A 22,440-nucleotide genomic window follows, 5' to 3' on the forward strand; every position below is an offset into this window, starting at 1 on the left:
CTACCACTGGCGCTTGTCCGGGCGCGCAAGGCCGAGTTTTTCGATGCGATAACGCAGCATGTCACGACTGAGCCCCAACAGGCGCGCCGATTTGGTGACGTTCCAGTCGGTCTTGTCGAGCATCTTGCGCACCATGTCGCGCTCCACTTCCGGCAGGTTCATCGACTCGCTGCCGTTGTAGGCCGGACGCTGGTCGTGATACTGCGCCACCTCTTGCTGCGCCAGGGGCTCGTCCACCAGGCTCAGGCAGACATTGAGTTGATGGGCGGCAATGGTGTCGCTTTGCGCGAGCAACACGGTCTGTTCGAGCATGTTGCGCAATTCGCGCACGTTGCCCGGCCAGCTGTAGCTGAGCAGCAGGGCTTCGGCGTGCTCGCTGAAATGCAGGTTCGGCTTGCCGTAGCGTTTGCCATGGGTGGCCAGAAAGTGCCTGGCCAGCAGCAGGATGTCGGCACCACGGGTGTACAGGCGCGGCACCTTGATCGAAATGATGCGCAGGCGGAAAAACAGGTCTCGGCGAAACTTGCCCTGCTGAACCATCTGTTCGAGGTTGCAGTTGGTGGCGCTGATCACCCGTAGATCGACCTTGCGCTCCTTGACCGAGCCGACCCGGCGGATGGTGCGGTCTTCCAGCAGTTTCAGCAATTTGGCTTGCAGCAGCAGGTCCATTTCACCGATTTCATCAAGGAACAGCGTGCCACCGTCGGCCGCTTCCACCAGCCCCATGCGGCGGTCCTTGGCGTCGGTAAAGGCGCCCTTCTCGTGGCCGAACAGTTCCGACTCCACCAGATTGGACGGAATCGAGGCGCAGTTGAATTCAATGAACGGTCCTTTGCTGCGCGGGCCGTCAAAGTGCAAGGCCCGGGCCACCAACTCTTTGCCGGTGCCGGTCTCGCCTTCGACCAATACCGGCGGCAGATCACTGTTGGCCATTCGCCGTTCGGCGTCGAGCAACTGGGCAATGGTGCCCTTGAGGTACTGCATCGGCTCCGACTCGCCAATCAAAGCCTGCACCCCGGACTTCTGGGCTTCACGCTCCTGGTAGAACGACAGGGTGCGCTCCATTCGGTCGGTGGCCAGGGCCTTGTCCAGCAGCAGCTTGAGCTCCGGCAGGGCCACAGGTTTGGTGACGTAATGAAAGGCGCCCTCTTTCATCGCCACCACCGCGTCTTCGACGTTGCCGTAGCCGGTCATCATGATCACTTTCAGATCCGGCGCGCTGACGCGCAGCTTCTGGATCAGGTCGTGACCACTCATGCCGGGCAATGAGTTGTCGGTCAGTACCACATCTGGAACGAAAGACCTCAAATGCTCCAGTGCGTCTTCAGCCGAATGGCAGACAGTCACCTCGAAGGCCTTGCGCTCCAGGTAGGTCTGAATATTCTCGGCAAGGATTTCGTCATCCTCGACCAGCAGTACGCTGTGCTCCATATTCCCCTCCCGTTGCCACTTTGAAATTGAGACACACGCGGGTTCCTTCCTGCTCCTGGCTGGTCAGTTCGACCGAGCCTTCAAACCGCTCCATTATTCTTTTTACCAGGGCCAGGCCTACGCCCAGCCCGCCCTGCTTGGTGGTGAAAAACGGTTTGAAGACCATTTGCTGCTGCTGCCTGGACATGCCCTTGCCGGTATCGGTCAGGGCCATGCGCAGATGCCCCGGCGCAGGCGACTCGATATCGATCGTCAATACGCCGCCCTTGGGCATCGCTTCCAGTGCATTTGCAAACAGGCTATTGAGTATTTGCGTCAACAGCATCTGCTGGCTGACGATCGGTGGCACGCTTTTGGGGGTGAAGCGCACCTCGACCTGCGAGCGCTTGATCAACGACTCGAAGGCACTGAGGGTGTCGTCGATGACCAGCACCAGATCGACGGTTTCACAGTCGTCGTTCACCGGTCGCAGCGATACCAGCAGGTCGCGGACCCAGCGCGACATGCGGTCGACCTGGCTGATGATGTCGCCGATGTTTTTCTGCGCTGTCTGGCTGGCGATTTCCTGGGCCAGTTCGGCACTGGAACGGATGTTCGCCAGAGGATTACGCAAGCTGTGCGCCACTGCCGAGGACATCTCCCCCAGGGCGACAAAGGTTTCATTGGCGATCAGCTGCTTCTGCTGGCTCTGCAACAGCATTGCGGCGTGCCGCACGATCCAGAACAGCCCGAGATAAATCGCCGCCCCTCCGATCAGGGTGGCCAGCCAGATCGCCTTGAACCCGCGCTGGATGCGTCCCACCAGATCAACCGGTTCCTTGTAGATCTCGACCATGGCTAACACTTTGCTTTTGTCGGCATTGAACAGCGGGATGTAGTTCTCGACGAACAGGTATTCCGGCTCACGCAACAACCGTTGCTCGGGACGTCCCTCATCGATCTCGTGGTAACTGGTAGACACCGGTTCTTTCATCTCAAAGGCCTCGGCCAGCTCATCGTCATCGTCGATGCGCGTGCCGATCAGTTCCGGGTTGGTCGACCAGACCACCGTGCGATCGTGGGCGTAAACCGTTGCCAGCAGAATGTCCGGCAGATGTTCCACGTGATCGAGAAACTCAATACGAGAAGCAGCCCGGGCTGCGGGGCTGACATCTGGATAATCATTGTCCATGCGCGGGTCGAGCATCTCGCCCATGGTCCGGTTCGGGGAAATTCCGGCATGGCGGATCTCCGCTTCACCGATGGCCTGGATGAACTGCGCAGTCAGCATCGAGTCGCGCTCGATGCTTTCGTCCACCACAAAACGCGTGGAGATATAACCCAGACCCAGCGCCACGATGGCGATGATGAAAAAGCTGGCCAGGGAAAACCAGCGCAACAGATTGAACTGAGGCCGCCACCCCTTGCTTTGTGGTGCCGGTGGCACCGGTATGATTTTTTGTTGTTCGATTATTTGCATGGGCGGGTCCTGCTTCCTTGAAATCAAACCTTTTCAGCCCTTTGCATCAGTGTAGGTAACATTGATGCAATGGACTGGCCAACGTCACTATTTCGACACTTCCACTTCTCAGTCACTGCACCTGACTCATGTTCGACGGCGCAATTGCCGGCTCGTCGGTACCGCTGACCAGTGGTGCTACCGATGGCTGCTGGCGCTCGGTTTCTTCGTGCAGGAACTCGATGATCGACTGCGCAGCAGCCTGGTCAAGGCGCAGGTTGGGCATCGGGATCTTGTTGAAACGCTCGAACAGCTCCATGGCAATCGGGTCTTTCTCGGCCAGCATGCGATCCGGTTCGCGAATCCAGCGGGTGAGCCAGGCCGGATCGCGCAGACGGGTCACGCCGATCAGATCCGGGCCGATGCTGCGCAGGCCAATGCCCTGACCGTCCAGCGGGCCCAGGCTGTGACAGGAGGCGCAACGGGTGCGGAACAGCTCTTCGCCATTGCTCGGCGGACGGATTTCGGGAGCGTCCGCGTAGCTTTCTCCCGTGCTGGCTTGCTTCCAGTTCTGCAAGGTGTTGGCCAGTTGATCGGCGATTATCCAGGGGTTCTCGAAGGGCGAGGCTTTCATCCAGCGTCCGGTGCTCTGGTTGCCGACGATCAGGCTCAGGTTGTGATCCTTGTTGCGGCCGTTGTCGACGCCGTCGATGAACAAACCGAGCTTTTTGCGCAGATCGGTGATATCGGCAAATTCGCCGGTGAGGAACTGCCAGCCCGGCCCGATCTGAAAGCGTTGCGCATAGGCCTTGAGTACTTCAGGTGTATCGCTCAAGGGATCGATGCTGATGGAGTAGAAAAAGATGTCCTTGCCGACACGATCGCCCAGCAGCTTCTGCACCTGGCGCAGGCGAGCGGTTTCCAGTGGGCAGGAGTCGCTGCACGAAGTGAAGATGAAGTTGATCACCACCACTTTGCCTTTGATCAGATCATCGAAGAAACGCACCTGCTGACCGTCCTGGTTGGTCAGCAGAATATTGGGGAAGTAGTCGCCCCCCCACGGGGTGGCAGACTCGGACTCAGCTTCAACAGCCGGCTCAGGTGTCGACGGCGCGCGATTGGCGAGCAGTAGCTGGCTGGCCAGCAAACCGACCACCACAGCCAGTACCAGATGCATGCCCCAGGCTCGCGAGCGCACGTTGTTTTTCATCACCAGCCGCCTCTACGTCATGAAGGAGGTGATGAAGGTTTTGCAAGGACCTCGCCAGATTTGCAACTAACTGACGCAGAATTATCAACTCTATTAAATTCAATAAGTTATCAATATAAACACACCATGAACCTGGAGAAAAACGGGGACTGCCCCCCGCAAATGGGGAAAGTTCACACCCAACTTCAGGGAACCCGCTTGAACGTCAGGCGCACAGAGGTGCCCTCACCCTCGCGACTGTCCAGGGCTACCGCACCGCCGAAACGTTCCATGATGCGTTTGACCAGCACCAGTCCGACGCCCAGTCCGCCTTGCTTGGTGGTGAAAAACGGACGGAATGCCATGCTTTGTTGCTCGTCGCTCATGCCTCTGCCGGTGTCAGTGACGACCACGCTCACAGCCTGGGCATCGCCCGGTTCGATCTGGATGGTCAACTTACCGCCCGTCTCCATTGCTTCCATGGCATTGGCCAGCAGGCTGTTGAGGATTTGTGTCAGCTGCCCGTGCTCGCTCAGGACCATCGGCGTCTGGTCCGGCTTGAACTCCACGGTGACTTTAGCCTTGGCGATCTGCTGCTCGTAGGCCATCAGGCTGTCATGCAAGGCCGCCACCAGGTTTACCGGCTCGGGCTCGTCATTGAGCGGACGCAACGACTGCAGCAACTCCCGCACCCACATCGACATGCGATCGACCTGACCGATGATGTCGGTGATGTTCTTATGTGCCGCGCCATCGTCGAACTCCTGTGCCAGCTCGGCGCTTGAGCGGATGGTCGCCAAGGGGTTACGCAGGCTGTGGGCCACCGCCGACGACATCTCGCCCAGCACCACATAGGTTTCATTGGTGATCAATTGCTCCTGCTGTTGCGCCAGCAGTGTTGCCGCCCGTCGTACAATCCAGTACAGGCCCAGATAGATCAGGCCGCCACCCAGGGCGGTGGCCAGCCAGATCAGCACCAGGCCACGCTCCATGCGATTGATCAGGTCCTGGGGTTCTTTATAGATTTCGACCATGGCCATGACCGTCTTGCCATCGGCGTCGAACAGCGGAATGTAGTTTTCGATGAAGATGAACTGCGGGGGTACCACGAACTTCTGCTCCTTTCGCGTCTTGTCGACAGTGTGGTAGCTGGTCGACACCGCAGTCTTCAATGCGAATGCCTGTTCGAGGTCTTTATCGGTATGGATCGTGGTGCCCATCAGGGCCGGGTTGGTCGACCAGATCACCATGCGATCGGGGGCATAGATGTTGGCCAGGATCACGTCGGGCAAATGTTCGATATGGTCGAGGAATTCGCCCCGGGCACTGGCACGGGCCAGCGGGTCGACATCGGGAAAATCCTGGTCCTTGCGTGGGTCCAGCAACTCGCCCATGGTCCGCACGTTGGGGATCGACACATGTTCCACCTCGGCCGTGGCTATCGCCTGGACGAACTGCGAGGTCAACAAGGCATCGCGCTGCACACTTTCGGTGATCACGAAGCGGCTGGACACCGCCCCCAATGCCACCGCCGCCGTGCCGATGACCGCCATGCTGATCAGCGAGAACCAGCGCAGCAGATTGAACGGCTGCTTGCGCGAGTTCAGGCGAATCTCATTTTCGGTCGGCATTGCTTTGGCAAGCGTAGTCATCGACGTGGTTCCCCGTAAACCTCCACTAGTTTTATAGCCCATTCAAGCCGGTTTGCCCGACTTTGGGTCCCCCTTCCTCACTTCCCAATCTACCCCCACGTCTGGGCGCTGTGGCCCTTTGCGCCAAGCGCTGGCCTATCGGCGCCAGCTGCGCACAGGCCCACAGGCCGGCCTCTTCACGGCTGTTTTCGCAGATTGGTATGGAATTTGCCGAAACCCTGCCAACTGACCCGCCCAAGGGGCAGGAACTCTGATAGAGGGAATACTCATGCACCCTTTACTGTCCAAAACCACGATCGCACTGGTCGTGTCCGCTCTGGCCCAAGGCGCCGCCCACGCGGCGCTGTTTGCTGTCGACCCCGGCCCCTACCTGCCCGGCAACGGAAGTTTCGCCTCGTGGTATCAGGACACCCACGGTCGGACCCTCGATCTTTGCCTGTCCAAGGCTGTCAGTTCTCGTGTAGCGAGCGTTCCGGGTGCCCCGACCTACATGTGCAATCTGCTGCCGACGCCCGGCGTGTTTGACGACGCGCAACCGATTGTCTTCCCGACCAATTTTCCCGACGAAGCGTTCTGGTTTACCGCCGATGGCGCCATCGTCGATGCGGCCAGGGGCATCGACCTGACCTACGTCTCGGCCATCGAGGCCGCATTCGCTGCCGAAGAACCCGTCGAGGGTGACCAGGTCAGCTTTGCCCGCATCCGCATTCGCGTCGACGTGCCCACCGCTGGCACCTACGTGATTACCCATCCCTACGGTGTCGAGGTATTCAACATCGACACCCCCGGGCAGCGCGCAATCAACATGACCCGGGACATCGGCATCGGCTCGCCGAAAACCTACGACGGCGCACTCAAGGGCGATATCGGCCCGTTCCTGCGCAGCGTCAATGGCCCATACACCGAGACCAACCCGCTCACCGGCGCGGCCGAACAATTCGTCGGCGACCCGAACCTCGCGGAGGCCGTCACCGGCAGTCCGTTCAATACCAACTACGTGCGCATCGAAGGCCCCAATGGCATCGACTTGCGCACTGACGTCTTCGCCGTCTCCGGCAAGCTGTCGACCGTGGTCCGGCCGACGCCGATCATCGCCGAGCGCAGCACCTACTCGCGCAAGGCCGGTGAGAGCGCACCGGTGGCCCAGCAGGATGTGTTCGTCATGGCCCCCCCTGCGCCGGCCACCGTGATCCTGGCCAGCAACAGCCCGGTACTGAACCTGACCGAGGCCAACTCCACCGGCCACTGGTATGCCCAGTCGCCGAGCAATCCGACATTGCCAAGCACGTTGCAAGTGACCGCCGACAACCACCTGGCCATCGCCAGCAGCACGCCGACCACCTTGCCTATGCCCCTGACTGACCTGGTGGTGATTTCAAGTGCCGAATACAAACTCAGCACCGGGCAAATCACCGTGATCGCCTCGACCAGCGATGAAACCTCGCCACCGGTGCTCACCGCCACCTCAGACACAGGGATCGCCATCGGCGCCTTGAGTGGGGACGGTGCGGTGAAAAGCCTCAGCACCGGCATCACACCGATTCCGCCAGCCAAGGTTCGGGTGTCGTCATCCAATGGCGGCAGCGACACCGAAGAAGTGGTCATCGTGCAATGAACGCTCACATGCCCAGATCCTCATCAGGAGGCATCATGAACAATTGGCCACGCCTGGCGCTCAACGCCCTGGGATTGACTCTGTCGCTGTCCGGCAGCGCGTTCGCGCAACTGGCCGCCGTCGACCCGGGCCCTTACACCTTTGCCACGGGCAAATACCCCATGTGGTATCAGGACAATAACCAGATGAAGCTGGAACTGTGCCAATCCCGGGCAGCCAGCTCGAGGGTACCGGCCAGCGTACCACCGGCCTACATGTGCACCTTGCTGGCGGAACCGGGCATCTACGACGACGCCCAGCCGATGATTTTCCCGGACAACTGGCCGCCGGAAGCGTTCTGGTTCCTCGCCGAGACCAGCATCAACAACAACGCGGCAGGCTATGGCCTGGACGTCTACGTGGCCGGCATTGAAGCGGCATTCGCCTCGGAAAACCCTGTCGATGGCGACCAGCAAAGCTTCGCCAGGATCCGCCTGCGGGTGAACGTACCCACCGCCGGCACCTACACCATCACCCACCCCTATGGTGTGGAAACGGTCAACGTCACGACCCCGGGACGCCGGGCCATCAATATCACCCGAGATATCGGCATCGGCGCGCCGGGCAATTTCAGCGGTGTATTGACCGGTGCGATCGGGCCATTCCTTAAAAGTGTCAACGGCCCCTACACCGAAGTGAATCCGGACACCGGTGCCATCGAAACCTTCGTCGGCGATCCGAACCTCACTGAAGCGGTCACCGGCAGCCCGAACAACACCAACTTCGTGCGCATCCAGGGGCCGGCCGGGACCATCCAGACCAACCTGTTCACCCTGTCCGGCAAGGTGCACGACAACCGTGCGCAGACGCCGGTGGAAATCAGCCGTGCCTCCTACCGTCGTACCGCGGCGGGCGCCGGCGCCGGTACCCGGGTCGAAGTTTTCGCCAAAGCGGCCAACGGCTCGGCCCTGTGCTTCCGCGAATCCGTCGCCCTCGTCCCCGGACCGCCTCCAGCGCCGTGCCAGACAACCATGGTGGGCGACAACACTGGACAGTTCTTCGCCCATCACTTGTTTACCGGCAGCGTGCCTCCGGTCGTTGTGGTGACCGCCACCAACCCGGCCGGTACCACTCGACCTACATCGGTGTCGAGCAAACTCTCGGACGTGGTGAAAATCCAGACCGCTCGCTACAACTGGAGCAATCACAGCCTGCTGATCGAAGCCACCTCCACTGATGAAGTGGTCGTACCAGACATGGTCGCCCAAGGCTACGGGCGTCTGTCGAAGAGCGGCACGCTGCAACGCTTGACCGTCTCCGACCTGCCTCAGCCACCGGCTACTGTCACCATCAAGTCTGCCGCCGGCGGCAGTGATACCGAGCCGGTCGTGGTACTCGGCACGGCGCCGGACTCTGGTGAGAACCAGCGGCCGATTGCTGTTGCCGATGTTGGCAGCACCACCTTTGGCGTGCCGGTCACCCTCAATCTGTTGGCCAACGACAGCGATCCGGACAACGACGCGCCACTGAGCGTTACGGCTCTGACGCAACCGGCCGCAGGCCAGGGCACCGTGGCATTGGCTGTCAACAATGTGATCTATACCCCGCCGGCCGTGGTCAACGCACCGCTGACCACGACCTTCACCTACAAGGTCCAGGACGCAAAAGGTCTGGTCTCGACCGACGCGGCGACCGTAACCATCACCGTTGCGCCGAACCGGCCACCGGTGGCTGTCGCCGACGCTATCGCTACCCAGGGTGTACCGGTGACGATCAACGTGTTGGGTAACGATTCCGATCCGGAAGGCAACGTACCGCTGGCGGTCGCCAGCGTCACCCAGCCAGCGATAGGGCGCGGCACGGTCAGCACCAACGGCACGACCGTCACCTACACCCCACCGGCAGTGGTCCTGTTGCCGTTCACCACGACCTTCACCTATATCGCCCGGGACAGCTCCGGCGTCCAGTCGGCACCGGCCACGGTCACGGTACAGGTCTCGCCACCACTGGTACTGGAAGTCTTCAACGTAACGGCGGCCACGGTCACCGCCCGTGCCGGCAACCGCTTTACCTGGAACTTCACCGGTACCTCGTCGACGATCCCCGGCAACACGGTCACCGTCCAGGTCACCACACCGGCCGGGCTGGTCACTCTGGGCACCGCCGGCGTGGCGATTACCGGGCGATGGACCCTGAACGTCACCAACTTGACCGCGCCATCGGTCAACCCGACGGCCACCATCCGTTCAACCCCGGGCTCGGTGCGCAACGTCTCCGTCACCGTGCAGTAATCGCTCGTCCCACTGGCCGGTTCAGCCAGTGGGGCAAGCCTTCGACTCAAGGACTTGACCATGAAAACGTCGACCGCCGCCCTGCTCTGCCTGCTTGTGCTCTGCAGCAGCACAGGCGTGCGTGCCGATGACCTGATGGAAAACGACGACCTGGGCCCGGGTGGCGATCTCGGTGAGTTGCCACCACCGGTTGGCCAGCACGCGCTGATCGACCAGAACGGCCAGGCCAACATCGCCTTGTTGCAACAGAACGGCCAGTCATTGCTCGGCACCATCGTGCAGTCGGGCAGCAATCAGGAGGCTTACATCCTGCAACAAGGCAGCGACCTGATGGCAATGATCAATCAGCAAGGTTCGGGCAATAACGCCTCTATCACTCAGACCGGTAGCCACAACCGTGCGCAGATATCCCAGAACGGCAACAACAACGACGCCAGCATCGACCAGGCGGGTTCGGGGCTGCAAGGCGCCGTAACCCAGTCCGGGAACGGCATGAGCGTTTCGGTCAAACAATATCGTTAAAGCACTGCACCACTTGGAGGTTTCATCATGTTCAAACTGACGCCCCTTACCGCCGCCATCCTAGTCATTGTCAGTGCCCAGGCACTGGCAGACGACAGTGTGTCCAACCAGACCCAACTCGGTGATGCCAACATCGCCAATGTGAAACAGACCCTGGCACCGCTCAGCACCGCCAACCAGCAGCAAGACGGTGAAGGTAACGATGCGGCCAGCGTACAAGACACCGCCACCGGCGCCATCAGCCAGAACCAGGTCGGCAGCTTCAACGCCGGCTACGCCGAGCAGTTGTTCGATAGCGGCAGCCAGATAATCCAACTGCAGAGCGGTACCTTCAACGGCACCCACGCCAGCCAGTCGATCGGCCTTGGCGCCAGCGAATCGCTGCAGCAACAGGACGGCAACGGCAACTTCTCGCTGGTCTACCAGGACAGCCAGGACGGCACATCCGCCAAGTCTTTCCAACAAGGTGACGCCAACGAAATCTACATCGAGCAAACAGTCAACGGCATCGCCAACACTGCGACAGTCACCCAGCTTGGCAATGAAAACTACGGTGCGGCCGAACAGGTGACGCAAAACGGTGGCCAGATCACGATCGACCAGACCGGCGACGGCAACTATGCCTACGGCGACCAGCGCAACGGTATAGGCGGCAACGTAAACATCAACCAGGCGGGCAACCTCAACGGCACCGAAGTCTGGCAAGAAACCCAGCTCGCCAGCCAGACCGCTATCAGGCAGCAGGGTGACAGCAACGAAACCGTGGTTGACCAGAGCTTCGGCGAAAACAACCTTACGACCGTGCTGCAAGTCGGCGACCTCAATGCCATCTATGCCGACCAGTTCGACTCGGTCGGCTCGACCGTGGCCCTGTACCAACAGGGCACCAGCAACGTCCACTTCACCTATCAGAGTGGCGACAGTCACGTGCTCACTGCCAACTCGGTGGGCACCGGCAACACGGTCCTGGCCAGCAACTGGAAGGGTGAACAAAAAGGCGGCCAGTTCGGCAGCAACCAGCGTGCGACCATCAATCAGAACGGCACCAACAACACCGCCAACTTCACCCAGAATGGCACCAGCAACCTCGTGACCACCAACCAGAACGGCACCGGCAACAAAACCACCATCAGCCAGGCAGATTCCTACAACGAGCTGTATTTCGACCAGAACGGCAGCGACAACATCCTCATCTCCGACCAGCGCGGAGACCTCAACCTGGCCATGGGCAGCACCACCGGCGATCGCAACACCAGCAGCTTCGATCAGTCGGGCAGCAGCAACCGTGCGTATACCGAGCAGCAGTACGGCAGCGACAACCTGATCAGCGTCAAACAGGCTGACACCATGAACGTCGCCTATGTAACCCAGGGCGGTACCGGCAACACCACCAGCATCGACCAAAGCGGCATGACCCAGACGGCCACCGTGCAGCAGTTTGGTGCGGCTAACCAGGCGACGGTGTTGCAGCAATAAATGTGTGGCGCGAAAAAAACCGCGGCTCTTGATGGAGCGTCGCGGTTTTTTATGGGGATGGTGTTCAGGGTCGGGGGACAGAAAGGGATGGGTTGGATGTCAGACCGCCTTCGCTGGCAGGCCAGCTCCCACAATTGGATCCTGGTGTATCTGAGAGAGATTGGTCGGCTCGTAGGCCGCCATCGCTGGCAAGCCAGCTCCCACAATTGGATCCTGGTGTATCTGAGAGAGATTGGTCGGCTCGTAGGCCGCCATCGCTGGCAAGCCAGCTCCCACAATTGGATCCTGGTGTATCTGAGAGAGATTGGTCGGCTCGTAGGCCGCCATCGCTGGCAAGCCAGCTCCCACAAATGGATCCTGGTGTATCTGAGAGAGATTGGTCGGCTCGTAGGCCGCCATAGCTGGCAAGCCAGCTCCCACAAATGGATCCTGGTGTATCTGAGAGAGATTGGTTGGTTGTCAGGTCGCCTTCGCTGGCAAGCCAGCTCCCACAATTGGATCCTGGTGTATCTGAGAGAGATTGGTCGGCTCGTAGGCCGCCATAGCTGGCAAGCCAGCTCCCACAAATGGATCCTGGTGTATCTGAGAGAGATTGGTTGGTTGTCAGGTCGCCTTCGCTGGCAGGCCAGCTCCCACAATTGGATCCTGGTGTATCTGAGAGAGATTGGTCGGCTCGTAGGCCGCCATCGCTGGCAGGCCAGCTCCCACAGAAGAGCAAAAGCAAAGTTGCGTACACCCGCCCCCTCTCTTCACCACTCAACAGGCCGAGCGTTAGCTCGCCTGCAGCTTTTGATCTTGATCCACCCGCCCCGTCGGGAGGCTGAGTGGAGGTGTTCATCCGGGGGGTAGGCGCGCAGCGCCGTTCGACGAAGTCGAACGCATCGAGAGGAGGTCGAAGCGAAGCCGACCGGAGGCGATGCCCCCGGATGGACACCGGAGCGAAGGAACGCCGAGCCTAAGCGAGGGGCCGGACGCTGGGGCAAGCGTTTTTGGTTACTTTTAAGGCGTTTGTTAAAAGTGACTCGCCGTAAGGGCGAAACCATAAGCCGCCGTTACCGAAGCAATGGATATGTACACAACCCACCAGGAACCTGGTCGGCCCAGAGGCCGCCAAGACCAAAAAGCCGATCAACAAGCTCGATAATAACTATGCGCAAGGGTGTTTTTTCATCACCAGGCTCCAGCTCTAAAGTGGACACATCTTCTCCCCCACCCCCTGGAGCAACACCATGAAAAACATCATCAGCCTGGGTTTCACCCTTACCCTGCTCGGCGCCACATCCGCCATCGCCGCGCCACACACCACTTCACCACAGATTGCCGTGAGCAAAGCCGCCCAACCGGCAATAGTAAATGTGAACACCGTCGGCAAAGACCAACCAGCAAAACTCTACGTCGCAGAAAACCGTCCCGAGTTCGGTTCGAAGTATCAGCGCTATTGATCCACGGTTTTGTACCGCGCCGAAAATGACAAACCCCGCCAATCGCGGGGTTTGTCATATATCTGAGCCTTTATTGCACCAATCGCTGCGCCAGGGCCTTGGCCTGACTCGCCACATCTGTCACCGCCGTGCTTTCCCACCAAATACCACGCAACGGCGGCCCCATGGCAAACAGACGACTGGCAGCCTGGCCATTGGCATCAACCACCGCGCCGTCAACCTCTGCAGCGATACCCAGCGCCAATGGCCCCGGCCGCACCAGTCCCCGGGCCAGCAATTGCCGGGGCAGCGGACGCGCGACCCGGCGCCAGTCATATTCGATACCGCTGGAGTTGATCAACGCTGCACCATGAACCACGGTGGTATGCGTCTCACCACGACGTCGAATGCGAATACCGACGCCGTCATTCGTCGAAGGCTCAAGCCCCTGGAAGGATGCCGCCTGAATGCGCAACCGCCCTTCCCGGTGCAAGCGTTCCACCAGTTCTGCGCTCAACGGTGGCGAGCGATGATGATGGCTTTCCCACCACGGCCGCACATGCCGCACGAATTGCCGGCGCTGCACGTCCGTCGCCTGGTGCCACAAGCGGCCGATATGTGCGCGCACGGTGTCCAGCGGTGCCTGCCAGTCAATGCCCTGGGCGATGGCGTCCCGGCAGTGCCGGCGCAGTTCGCGCAGCAGTTGCCGGGGCGTACGGATGCGGTGATCTTCGGCGAGAAAATCCACCCAGACCGGTGGCTGACGGCGCACATGGGGTAGCAGGCCATGTCGGGAGAACACTTCGATCGGCCCGCGATGCCCGGCCTGTTCCAGCGACACCACGGCATCGACCATGGTCAGGCCCGAGCCGATGATCAACACCGTCGACTGCGGGTCGAGTCGCGCCATGGCGGCCACGTCCCAAGGATCCAGGCCGGCAGCATTCAAGCCGCTGGATTGGGTCTGTGGCGTGCGCGCTGCGGCAAACATCCCCGTGGCCAGCACCGCAAAAGCGCCCTGCATGTGTCGACCGTCGCTCAAGGTCAATCGCACCTTGTCCGGATCGACCTGCAGGTCCACCACTTCAGCTTGTACATGCTCAACGCTCGAGCCGTTTGAGGCGCCCAGCGCTTGCGCCTGTGCCAGACGCTGTTGTGCGTACAGGCCGAAAATGCCCCGGGGCGGGAACAATTCGCTGATCGGCACCTGTTGCTGGTCCGATTCCGGCCAGCCGCCGGCGGCAATGTATTCGCTTAGCCATTGAGTCAGGTCGTCGGCGTTGTCCGGGTCGACGCTCATGCGCGCCGCATTGCCGTTGAGCGTATGTCCCAGCTCCACCGCACTGTAGGCCTCGCCCCGACCAAGTTCACCACGGGGTTCGATCACCAGGACCTTGCGCTTGCCTGGCTGGCGCAACAGCTGCGCCGCCAGCATCGCGCCGCTGAGGCCACCGCCGACAATCAGAATGTCGGCTTCATTATTCAGGGTCTGGCTCATCGTGCACTTCCTGTTCAGATCACCACATTACGCACAAAACGCGCCGCCACCGGTCCGTCGTTGCGATAACAGTGGGGCTGGTTGCTGGCAAACATGAAAAATTCGCCTGCGGCAATGTTATTGGCCACATCGCCAAGCATCACCGTCAGGCATCCCTCAAATACATATATCTGTTCGCTCCAGCCATCGGCGTCCGGTTCCGACGGATAAACCTCGCCCGGTTGCAGGCACCACTCCCACTGTTCCACTTCACGGCTGGCCGTGGCTTTGGAGAGCAGCACGGCCTTGCTGCCGGCAATCTTGCCGGTCCAGGCCAGCTCGTTGATACGACTGGGATCCCGGGCGTCCGGGGCCTGGATCAGGTCGCTGAAGGCAACATCCAGCGCTTGCGCGACACGATCGAGGGTAGTCAGGCTGACGTTCTTTTCGCCGGCTTCGATGGCCACCAGCATGCGCCGGCTAACCCCGGACAGTTCAGCCAGGGCACTCTGGCTCATATCGGCGGCGTGACGCAAACGGCGCACGTTCTGGCTGACGTGCTGAAGGACCGAAGCCCGTTGGGAAGAATCTTTGTGCACTATATTGCTCACTGGCTGGGGTTGGGCAGTATACTGCGCAACATTCGACGCATTGTGCGTCGCCCTTTTGTAGCGTGCAAGGTCATGACGTCGGCGAACTCCCCCCTGGCTTCCTCCCGTTTCACCAGTTTCAGCAAGGCCGAATGGGTGCTGGTGCTGATTACCATGGTCTGGGGCGGCACCTTCCTGCTGGTCCAGCACGCGATGACCGTCAGCGGCCCGATGTTTTTCGTCGGCCTGCGCTTTGCCGCTGCCGCCAGCATCGTCGCCCTGTTTTCCTGGCGGCACCTGAGGGGACTGACCCTGTTCGAGCTCAAGGCCGGATCATTTATCGGCGTGGCGATCATGCTCGGCTATGGCTTGCAGACGGTGGGGTTACAGAGCATTCCCAGCAGTCAGTCAGCGTTCATAACCGCCCTCTATGTGCCCTTCGTGCCGTTGCTGCAATGGCTGGTGCTGGGCCGCCGTCCGGGGCTGATGCCCAGCATCGGCATCATGCTGGCCTTTACCGGGTTGATGCTGTTGTCCGGGCCGTCCGGTGCTTCGTTCAATTTCAGTCCCGGTGAAATCGCCACCCTGATCAGCGCCGTGGCGATTGCCGCGGAGATCATTCTGATCAGCACCTATGCCGGGCAAGTGGATGTGCGCCGGGTAACGGTGGTGCAACTGGCGGTTACTTCGATCCTGTCATTCCTGATGGTGGTGCCGACCCACGAGGCGATTCCGGACTTCTCCTGGTTGCTGCTGTGCAGCGCCTTGGGGCTGGGAGCGGCGAGCGCGGCGATCCAGGTGGCGATGAACTGGGCACAGAAGAGCGTCTCGCCGACCCGGGCGACCCTCATCTACGCTGGCGAGCCGGTGTGGGCCGGGATTGTCGGGCGCATTGCCGGGGAGCGCCTGCCGGCTATAGCCCTGGTGGGGGCCGGGTTGATTGTGGCAGCGGTGATTGTCAGTGAGTTGAAGACCAAGGGTAAGGCTCGCCCTGTGGAAGAAGGGCTAGAACGCGAAACCCAGGGTTAAGTCACTTGAATTTGCGTCGCCTCTGCAGACCCCATCGCGAGCAGGCGCGCTCCCATAGTGTCTCTGGCTGTACGTAGCAATTATGTTCACCTGCAGACTTGTGGGAGCGAGCCTGCTCGCGATGGGGCCGCCCCCGCTGTAATCATCCCCCTGAAACAAAGTTGGACAAGGCTTTTCCGTCTATCTTGTAGGATTCTGCGACAGCTTCGCATTTGGTGATCCGCGAACTGGCACGTATGATGCTTCACAAACTTCCGCAGATTAGAAGCCTATGTCCCTGATAGTTCTACTGCTTCTGCCATTCATTGGCAGCTGTTTGGCGGCCGTGTTGCCGCACAACGCCCGCAATGCCGAGTCCCTGTTGGCAGGCCTGGTCGCCTTGATCGGCACAGTCCAGGTCGCCCTGCTGTACCCGCAGATCGCCCATGGCGGCGTCATTCGCGAAGAATTCTTCTGGTTGCCCAGCCTCGGGCTGAACTTCGTCCTGCGCATGGACGGCTTTGCCTGGCTGTTTTCCATGCTGGTGCTGGGCATCGGCACGCTGGTGTCGCTGTACGCCCGCTACTACATGTCGCCGGACGATCCGGTGCCGCGTTTCTTCGCGTTTTTCCTGGCGTTCATGGGGGCCATGCTCGGCCTGGTGATCTCCGGCAACCTGATCCAGATCGTGTTTTTCTGGGAACTGACCAGCCTCTTCTCATTCCTGTTGATCGGCTACTGGCACCACCGCGCCGATGCCCGCCGTGGCGCCTACATGGCGCTGATGGTGACTGGCGCGGGCGGCTTGTGCCTGCTGGCGGGGGTCATGCTGCTCGGCCATGTGGTCGGCAGCTATGACCTGGACAAGGTCCTGGCCGCCGGCGAGCTGATTCGTGCCCATGCCCTTTACCCCATCCTCCTGCCCCTGATCCTGATCGGCGCCCTGAGCAAAAGCGCGCAATTCCCCTTCCACTTCTGGCTGCCCCACGCCATGGCCGCGCCGACACCGGTCTCGGCGTATCTGCACTCGGCGACCATGGTCAAGGCCGGGGTATTCCTGCTCGCACGGCTATGGCCGTCGCTTTCCGGCAGTGAAGAATGGTTCTACATCGTCAGCGGCGCCGGCGCCTGCACCCTGCTGCTCGGCGCTTACTGCGCGATGTTCCAGAACGACCTCAAGGGCCTGCTGGCCTATTCGACCATCAGCCACCTGGGCCTGATCACCCTGCTACTCGGCCTGAACAGCCCCCTGGCGGCCGTGGCCGCGGTGTTCCACATCCTCAACCACGCCACCTTCAAGGCCTCGCTGTTCATGGCCGCCGGGATCATCGACCACGAAAGCGGCACCCGCGACATCCGCAAGCTCAGCGGCCTGATCAAGCTGATTCCGTACACCGCGACCCTGGCCATGGTCGCCAGTGCCTCGATGGCCGGCGTGCCGCTGCTCAACGGCTTCCTCTCCAAAGAGATGTTCTTCGCCGAAACCGTGTTCATCAACGCCACGGCCTGGGTTGAACTGACACTGCCGATCGTCGCCACCATCGCCGGCACGTTCAGCGTCGCTTACTCCCTGCGTTTTACCGTGGATGTGTTCTTCGGCCCGCCTGCCACCGACCTGCCCCACACGCCCCACGAGCCGCCGCGGTGGATGCGTGCTCCGGTAGAGTTGCTGGTGTTCACCTGCCTGCTGGTGGGCATTTTCCCGGCCCAGATAGTCGGCCCGCTGCTCGCCGCCGCGGCACAACCGGTGGTTGGCGGTACATTGCCAGAGTACAGCCTGGCGATCTGGCACGGCTTGAACGCACCGATGATCATGAGCCTGATTGCCCTGTCCTGCGGCACCCTGCTCTACCTGCTATTGCGCAATCAGCTCAAGCGCGGACGCATCACCCGCCCGCCGCTTATTGGCCGGTTTGACGGCAAGCGCCTGTTCGAGTGCGGCCTGGTCATCAAGATGCGCATGGCTCGCCGCCTGGACCAACTGCTCGGCACCCGGCGCCTGCAAGCGCAGTTGTTCCTGATGGTGCTGGCCGCCGTGCTGGCCGGCTTGATCCCGATGTTGCACAGCAGCCTGAGCTGGGGTGAACGGCCGAAGATCCCCGGGTCGATCGTGTTCGTCACCCTGTGGCTGCTGGCCATCGCCTGCGCCCTTGGCGCTGCGTATCAGGCCAAGTACCACCGACTCGCCGCCCTGACCATGGTCAGCGTCTGCGGCCTGATGACCTGCGTCACGTTCGTCTGGTTCTCGGCGCCGGACCTGGCGCTGACGCAACTGGCGGTTGAAGTGGTGACCACGGTACTGATCCTCCTGGGTCTGCGCTGGCTGCCGCGACGGATCGAAGAAGTCTCGCCGTTGCCGGGCAGCCTGCGCCGGGCGCGGGTACGGCGTATTCGCGACTTGCTGTTGTCGACCTCGGTCGGCGTCGGCATGGCTCTGCTGGCCTACGCCATGCTGACCCGCCAGACCCCAAACGACATTTCCTCGTTCTACCTGAGCCGCGCCTTGCCCGAGGGCGGTGGCAGCAACGTGGTCAACGTGATGCTGGTGGATTTCCGCGGCTTCGACACCCTCGGTGAAATCACCGTGCTGGTGGCCGTGGCGCTGACCGTGTACGCCCTGCTGCGCCGCTTCCGGCCACCGAAAGAGAGCCTGCAGCTGCCGGCCCAGCAGCGTTTGCTGGCACCGGACGTGGTCACAGATCTGGTCAACCCGCGTCACGCCAGCGACACCGCACTCGGTTTCATGATGGTGCCGGCGGTGCTGGTGCGCCTGCTGCTGCCGGTGGCCCTGGTGGTGTCGTTCTACCTGTTCATGCGCGGGCACAACCAGCCCGGCGGCGGATTCGTCGCGGGGCTGGTGATGTCGGTGGCGTTCATCCTGCAGTACATGGTGGCCGGCACCCAGTGGGTCGAGGCGCAAATGAGCCTGCGTCCGCTGCGCTGGATGGGCACCGGGCTGCTGTTCGCCACGATGACCGGGCTGGGCGCAATGGCGGTCGGATATCCGTTCCTGACCACCCATACCTGGCATTTCGACCTGCCGCTGCTGGGCGACATTCACCTGGCCAGCGCACTGTTCTTCGATGTCGGCGTATACGCAGTGGTGGTCGGTTCGACCCTGTTGATCCTCACCGCCCTCGCCCACCAATCGGTACGGGGTCACAAAACCGCTGCAGCCAAGGGAGCCGTCTGATGGAAGAAGTCATCGCAATCGCCATCGGCGTACTGGCCGCGTCCGGCGTCTGGCTGATCCTGCGGCCTCGGACGTTCCAGGTGGTCATGGGCCTGTGCCTGCTGTCCTATGGCGTCAATCTGTTCATCTTCAGCATGGGCAGCCTGTTCATTGGCAAGGAGCCGATCATCAAGGACGGTGTGCCTCAGGATCTGTTGCATTACACCGATCCGTTGCCACAGGCGCTGGTCCTGACCGCGATCGTCATCAGCTTCGCCATGACCGCACTGTTCCTGGTGGTGCTGCTCGCGTCCCGGGGCCTGACCGGCACCGACCACGTGGATGGCCGGGAGCCCAAGGAATGATGGCGATGACTCACCTGATCGTCGCACCGATCCTGCTGCCGCTGTTGACCGCGGCGATCATGCTGATGCTCGGCGAAAAACACCGCCCGCTGAAGGCGAAAATCAACCTGCTCTCCAGCCTGCTCGGGCTGGGCATTGCTGTGGCACTGTTGCAATGGACGCAAACTACCGGCGTACCCGGTTCGATCGGCGTCTACCTGCCGAGCAACTGGCAGGTGCCATTCGGCCTGGTGCTGGTGGTCGATCGCCTGTCGGCACTGATGCTGGTGCTGACCGGAATCATCGGTGTCAGCGCGTTGCTGTTCGCCATGGCCCGCTGGGACAGCGCAGGTTCGAGCTTCCATGCCTTGTTCCAGATCCAGTTGATGGGCCTGTACGGCGCCTTCCTCACAGCGGATCTGTTCAACCTGTTCGTGTTCTTCGAAGTACTGCTGGCCGCGTCCTACGGGCTGATGCTGCACGGCTCGGGGCGGGCACGGGTGTCGTCGGGGCTGCATTACATCTCGATCAACCTGCTGGCCTCGTCGCTGTTCCTGATTGGCGCGGCGTTGATCTACGGGGTCACCGGCACCCTGAACATGGCCGACCTGGCGCTGAAGATCCCGCTGGTATCGGACGCCGATCGCGGCTTGCTGCATGCCGGTGCGGGCATTCTCGCGGTGGCGTTCCTGGCCAAGGCCGGAATGTGGCCGCTGAACTTCTGGCTGGTGCCGGCCTACTCTGCGGCGAGCGCACCGGTAGCGGCGATGTTCGCGATCATGACCAAGGTCGGCATCTATACCTTGCTACGCCTGTGGACCCTGCTGTTCTCTGCCCAGGCCGGCGCGTCGGCGTTTTTTGGTGGTGACTGGCTGATCTACGGCGGCATGGCCACTATCGTCTGCGCGGCCATCTCCATTCTCGCCGCACAACGCCTGGAGCGCATGGCCAGCCTGAGCATTCTGGTATCGGCGGGGATCTTGCTTTCGGCCATCGGTTTCGCCCAGCCGAACCTGATTGGCGCCGCGCTGTTTTACCTGGTCAGCTCGACCCTGGCATTGAGCGCGCTGTTTTTGCTCGCCGAGCTGATCGAGCGCTCGCGCTCGGCCAACGAAATCCAACTGGAGGACGAAGCCGGACTGCTGCCGCGCCCCCTGGAGTCCCTGCATCCACCCAAAGGCATCAACCTCGACGACGATCAAAAAGTAGTGGTCGGCCAGGTGATTCCCTGGACCATGGCGTTTCTCGGCCTGGGTTTCATTGCCTGCGCCTTGCTGATCATCGGCATGCCGCCACTCTCCGGTTTCATCGGCAAGCTCGGGCTGCTCAACGCCCTGCTCAATCCACTGGGGCTGGGCGATAGCGGCAACTCACCGATATCGAACGCCGCATGGGCTCTGCTGGTCCTGTTGATTGTGTCGGGGCTGGCGTCGTTGATCGCCTTCTCGCGCCTGGGCATCCAGCGCTTCTGGACCCCGGCGGAACGTCCATCGCCGCTGCTGCGGCGTCTGGAGTGCGTGCCGATATTCGCCCTGCTGGGCCTGAGCATTGCGCTGACCTTCAAGGCCGAGCCCCTGTTGCGCTTCACCCAGGCCGCTGCCGATGCCTTGAACAACCCGCAGCAATACGTCAATGCCGTGCTCGATACCCGGGTGGTACCGAACCCGACAGCCCCTGCTGCGATGCTGGAGGTGCAACCATGAAGCGCCTGTTCCCTGCGCCATGGCTGTCGCTGTCCCTATGGCTGCTGTGGTTGCTGCTGAACCTGTCGATGAGCCCGGGTAACCTGCTGCTGGGCGCGGCGCTGGGTTTCTGTGCACCCCTGATGATGCGCAGGCTGCGTCCGTCCCATGTGCGCATTCGCCGGCCAGGGGTGATCCTGCGCCTGATCCTGGTAGTCGGTCGCGATGTGCTGGTGTCCAATCTCGCCGTGGCCTGGAACGTGCTCAATGCGGGTCGTCGCCCACCGCGCTCACGCTTCATCAAGGTGCCACTGGACCTGCGTGATGCCAACGGGCTGGCTGCACTGTCGATGATCACCACGGTGGTGCCGGGCACGATCTGGTCGGAGTTGGCCCTGGACCGCAGCATCCTGCTGCTGCACGTTTTCGACCTGGACGACGAGGCGCTGTTCATCCAGCACTTCAAGGCGACCTATGAACGCCCGTTGATGGAGATCTTCGAATGAGCCCATTGCTGTCGAATGCGATCCTGCTGAGCCTGTTTGTGTTTTCCCTGGCGATGATTCTGACCCTGATCCGCCTGTTCAAGGGGCCGTCTGCCCAGGACCGGGTGCTGGCCCTGGACTACCTGTACATCGTCGCCATGCTGATGATGCTGACACTGGGCATTCGCTACGCCAGTGACACCTACTTCGAGGCGGCGCTGCTGATTGCGCTGTTCGGTTTTGTCGGCTCGTTCGCCCTGGCGAAATTCCTCCTGCGTGGCGAGGTGATCGAATGAACGCACAACTGTCTTTATGGGTGGAAATCCCGGTGGCGATCCTGTTGGTCTGCGGCAGCCTGTTCGCGCTGATCGGTGCGATCGGCCTGCTGCGCATGAAGGATTACTTCCAGCGCATGCACCCGCCGGCACTGGCCTCGACACTGGGAGCCTGGAGCGTGGCGCTGGCCTCGATCATCTATTTTTCGGCGCTCAAGTCCGGGCCGGTGCTGCACGCCTGGCTGATCCCTATCCTGCTGGCGATTACCGTGCCCGTGACTACTTTGCTGCTGGCCCGCGCGGCGCTGTTTCGCAAGCGCATGGCCGGGGATGATGTGCCGGCCGAGGTATCCAGTCGGCGCACAGAGAGCGGGAGCTGATCAGGAGTTCTTG

Annotated in this window: 18 protein-coding genes; 12 read left to right on the plus strand and 6 right to left on the minus strand. The window is 61.4% G+C overall.

The window, feature by feature from the left end; translation table 11 throughout:
- From ASE98_RS23635 to ASE98_RS23650, 4 genes are all read right to left on the minus strand, one after another.
- The gene (locus ASE98_RS23635) at positions 1–1,431 is read right to left on the minus strand and encodes a sigma-54-dependent transcriptional regulator (RefSeq protein ID WP_060543729.1); all 1,431 of its coding nucleotides are present in this window, start codon (positions 1,429–1,431) and stop codon (positions 1–3) included.
- Positions 1,400–2,890: a sensor histidine kinase gene (locus ASE98_RS23640; RefSeq protein ID WP_060543730.1), complete on the minus strand. Its 1,491-nt coding sequence runs from the start codon at positions 2,888–2,890 to the stop codon at positions 1,400–1,402. The genes ASE98_RS23635 and ASE98_RS23640 overlap by 32 nt, the downstream gene beginning before the upstream one ends.
- 112 nt (positions 2,891–3,002) lie before the next feature.
- Complete coding sequence (locus tag ASE98_RS23645; RefSeq protein ID WP_060543731.1) at positions 3,003–4,079, minus strand: SCO family protein; 1,077 nt, start codon at positions 4,077–4,079, stop codon at positions 3,003–3,005.
- A gap of 185 nt (positions 4,080–4,264) precedes the next feature.
- Complete coding sequence (locus ASE98_RS23650; RefSeq protein WP_060543732.1) at positions 4,265–5,710, minus strand: sensor histidine kinase; 1,446 nt, start codon at positions 5,708–5,710, stop codon at positions 4,265–4,267.
- Positions 5,711–5,978: 268 nt separating this feature from the next.
- Between ASE98_RS23650 and ASE98_RS23655 the strand changes: the two genes are divergently transcribed.
- The 5 genes from ASE98_RS23655 to ASE98_RS23680 all read left to right on the plus strand — a co-directional run bounded on the left by ASE98_RS23655 (position 5,979) and on the right by ASE98_RS23680 (position 13,035).
- Complete coding sequence (locus ASE98_RS23655) at positions 5,979–7,325, plus strand: hypothetical protein (protein ID WP_060543733.1); 1,347 nt, start codon at positions 5,979–5,981, stop codon at positions 7,323–7,325.
- Positions 7,326–7,360: 35 nt separating this feature from the next.
- A complete protein-coding gene (locus tag ASE98_RS23660) occupies positions 7,361–9,595 on the plus strand; it encodes an Ig-like domain-containing protein (protein WP_060543734.1) in 2,235 nt (744 codons plus the stop codon).
- Between the two features lie 60 nt (positions 9,596–9,655).
- Positions 9,656–10,117, plus strand: coding sequence for a curlin (locus tag ASE98_RS23665; protein WP_060543735.1), 462 nt, complete (start codon positions 9,656–9,658; stop codon positions 10,115–10,117).
- A 27-nt stretch (positions 10,118–10,144) separates the two neighbouring features.
- Positions 10,145–11,593: a curlin gene (locus tag ASE98_RS23670; protein ID WP_060543736.1), complete on the plus strand. Its 1,449-nt coding sequence runs from the start codon at positions 10,145–10,147 to the stop codon at positions 11,591–11,593.
- A gap of 1,229 nt (positions 11,594–12,822) precedes the next feature.
- Positions 12,823–13,035: a hypothetical protein gene (locus ASE98_RS23680; RefSeq protein ID WP_060543738.1), complete on the plus strand. Its 213-nt coding sequence runs from the start codon at positions 12,823–12,825 to the stop codon at positions 13,033–13,035.
- A gap of 70 nt (positions 13,036–13,105) precedes the next feature.
- Here ASE98_RS23680 and ASE98_RS23685 read toward each other — a convergent pair whose 3' ends face one another.
- The gene (locus tag ASE98_RS23685; RefSeq protein ID WP_060543739.1) at positions 13,106–14,512 is read right to left on the minus strand and encodes an FAD/NAD(P)-binding protein; all 1,407 of its coding nucleotides are present in this window, start codon (positions 14,510–14,512) and stop codon (positions 13,106–13,108) included.
- 14 nt (positions 14,513–14,526) lie between these two features.
- Positions 14,527–15,090, minus strand: a complete 564-nt coding sequence (locus tag ASE98_RS23690; protein ID WP_060543740.1) for a helix-turn-helix domain-containing protein — start codon at positions 15,088–15,090, stop codon at positions 14,527–14,529.
- Between ASE98_RS23690 and ASE98_RS23695 the strand changes: the two genes are divergently transcribed.
- The 7 genes from ASE98_RS23695 (at position 15,085) to ASE98_RS23725 (ending at position 22,427) form a co-directional block, all read left to right on the plus strand.
- Positions 15,085–16,110, plus strand: coding sequence for a DMT family transporter (locus tag ASE98_RS23695; protein WP_060543741.1), 1,026 nt, complete (start codon positions 15,085–15,087; stop codon positions 16,108–16,110). The genes ASE98_RS23690 and ASE98_RS23695 overlap by 6 nt on opposite strands.
- A 271-nt stretch (positions 16,111–16,381) precedes the next feature.
- Entirely contained in the window at positions 16,382–19,282 is a 2,901-nt protein-coding gene (locus ASE98_RS23700; protein WP_060543742.1) for a monovalent cation/H+ antiporter subunit A, read from the plus strand.
- Complete coding sequence (locus tag ASE98_RS23705; protein WP_007986256.1) at positions 19,282–19,626, plus strand: Na+/H+ antiporter subunit C; 345 nt, start codon at positions 19,282–19,284, stop codon at positions 19,624–19,626. The genes ASE98_RS23700 and ASE98_RS23705 overlap by 1 nt, the downstream gene beginning before the upstream one ends.
- Positions 19,623–21,308: a monovalent cation/H+ antiporter subunit D gene (locus ASE98_RS23710; protein ID WP_060543743.1), complete on the plus strand. Its 1,686-nt coding sequence runs from the start codon at positions 19,623–19,625 to the stop codon at positions 21,306–21,308. The genes ASE98_RS23705 and ASE98_RS23710 overlap by 4 nt, the downstream gene beginning before the upstream one ends.
- Entirely contained in the window at positions 21,305–21,793 is a 489-nt protein-coding gene (locus ASE98_RS23715) for a Na+/H+ antiporter subunit E (protein ID WP_060543744.1), read from the plus strand. Before ASE98_RS23710 ends, ASE98_RS23715 begins: the two co-directional genes overlap by 4 nt.
- On the plus strand, positions 21,790–22,068 hold the full coding sequence (locus ASE98_RS23720) for a K+/H+ antiporter subunit F (RefSeq protein ID WP_060543745.1): 279 nt from the start codon (positions 21,790–21,792) through the stop codon (positions 22,066–22,068). The genes ASE98_RS23715 and ASE98_RS23720 overlap by 4 nt, the downstream gene beginning before the upstream one ends.
- Positions 22,065–22,427: a Na+/H+ antiporter subunit G gene (locus ASE98_RS23725; protein WP_060543746.1), complete on the plus strand. Its 363-nt coding sequence runs from the start codon at positions 22,065–22,067 to the stop codon at positions 22,425–22,427. Before ASE98_RS23720 ends, ASE98_RS23725 begins: the two co-directional genes overlap by 4 nt.
- Positions 22,428–22,440 lie beyond the last annotated feature (13 nt).

The organism is Pseudomonas sp. Leaf48 (genome assembly GCF_001421885.1).
GTDB lineage: Bacteria > Pseudomonadota > Gammaproteobacteria > Pseudomonadales > Pseudomonadaceae > Aquipseudomonas.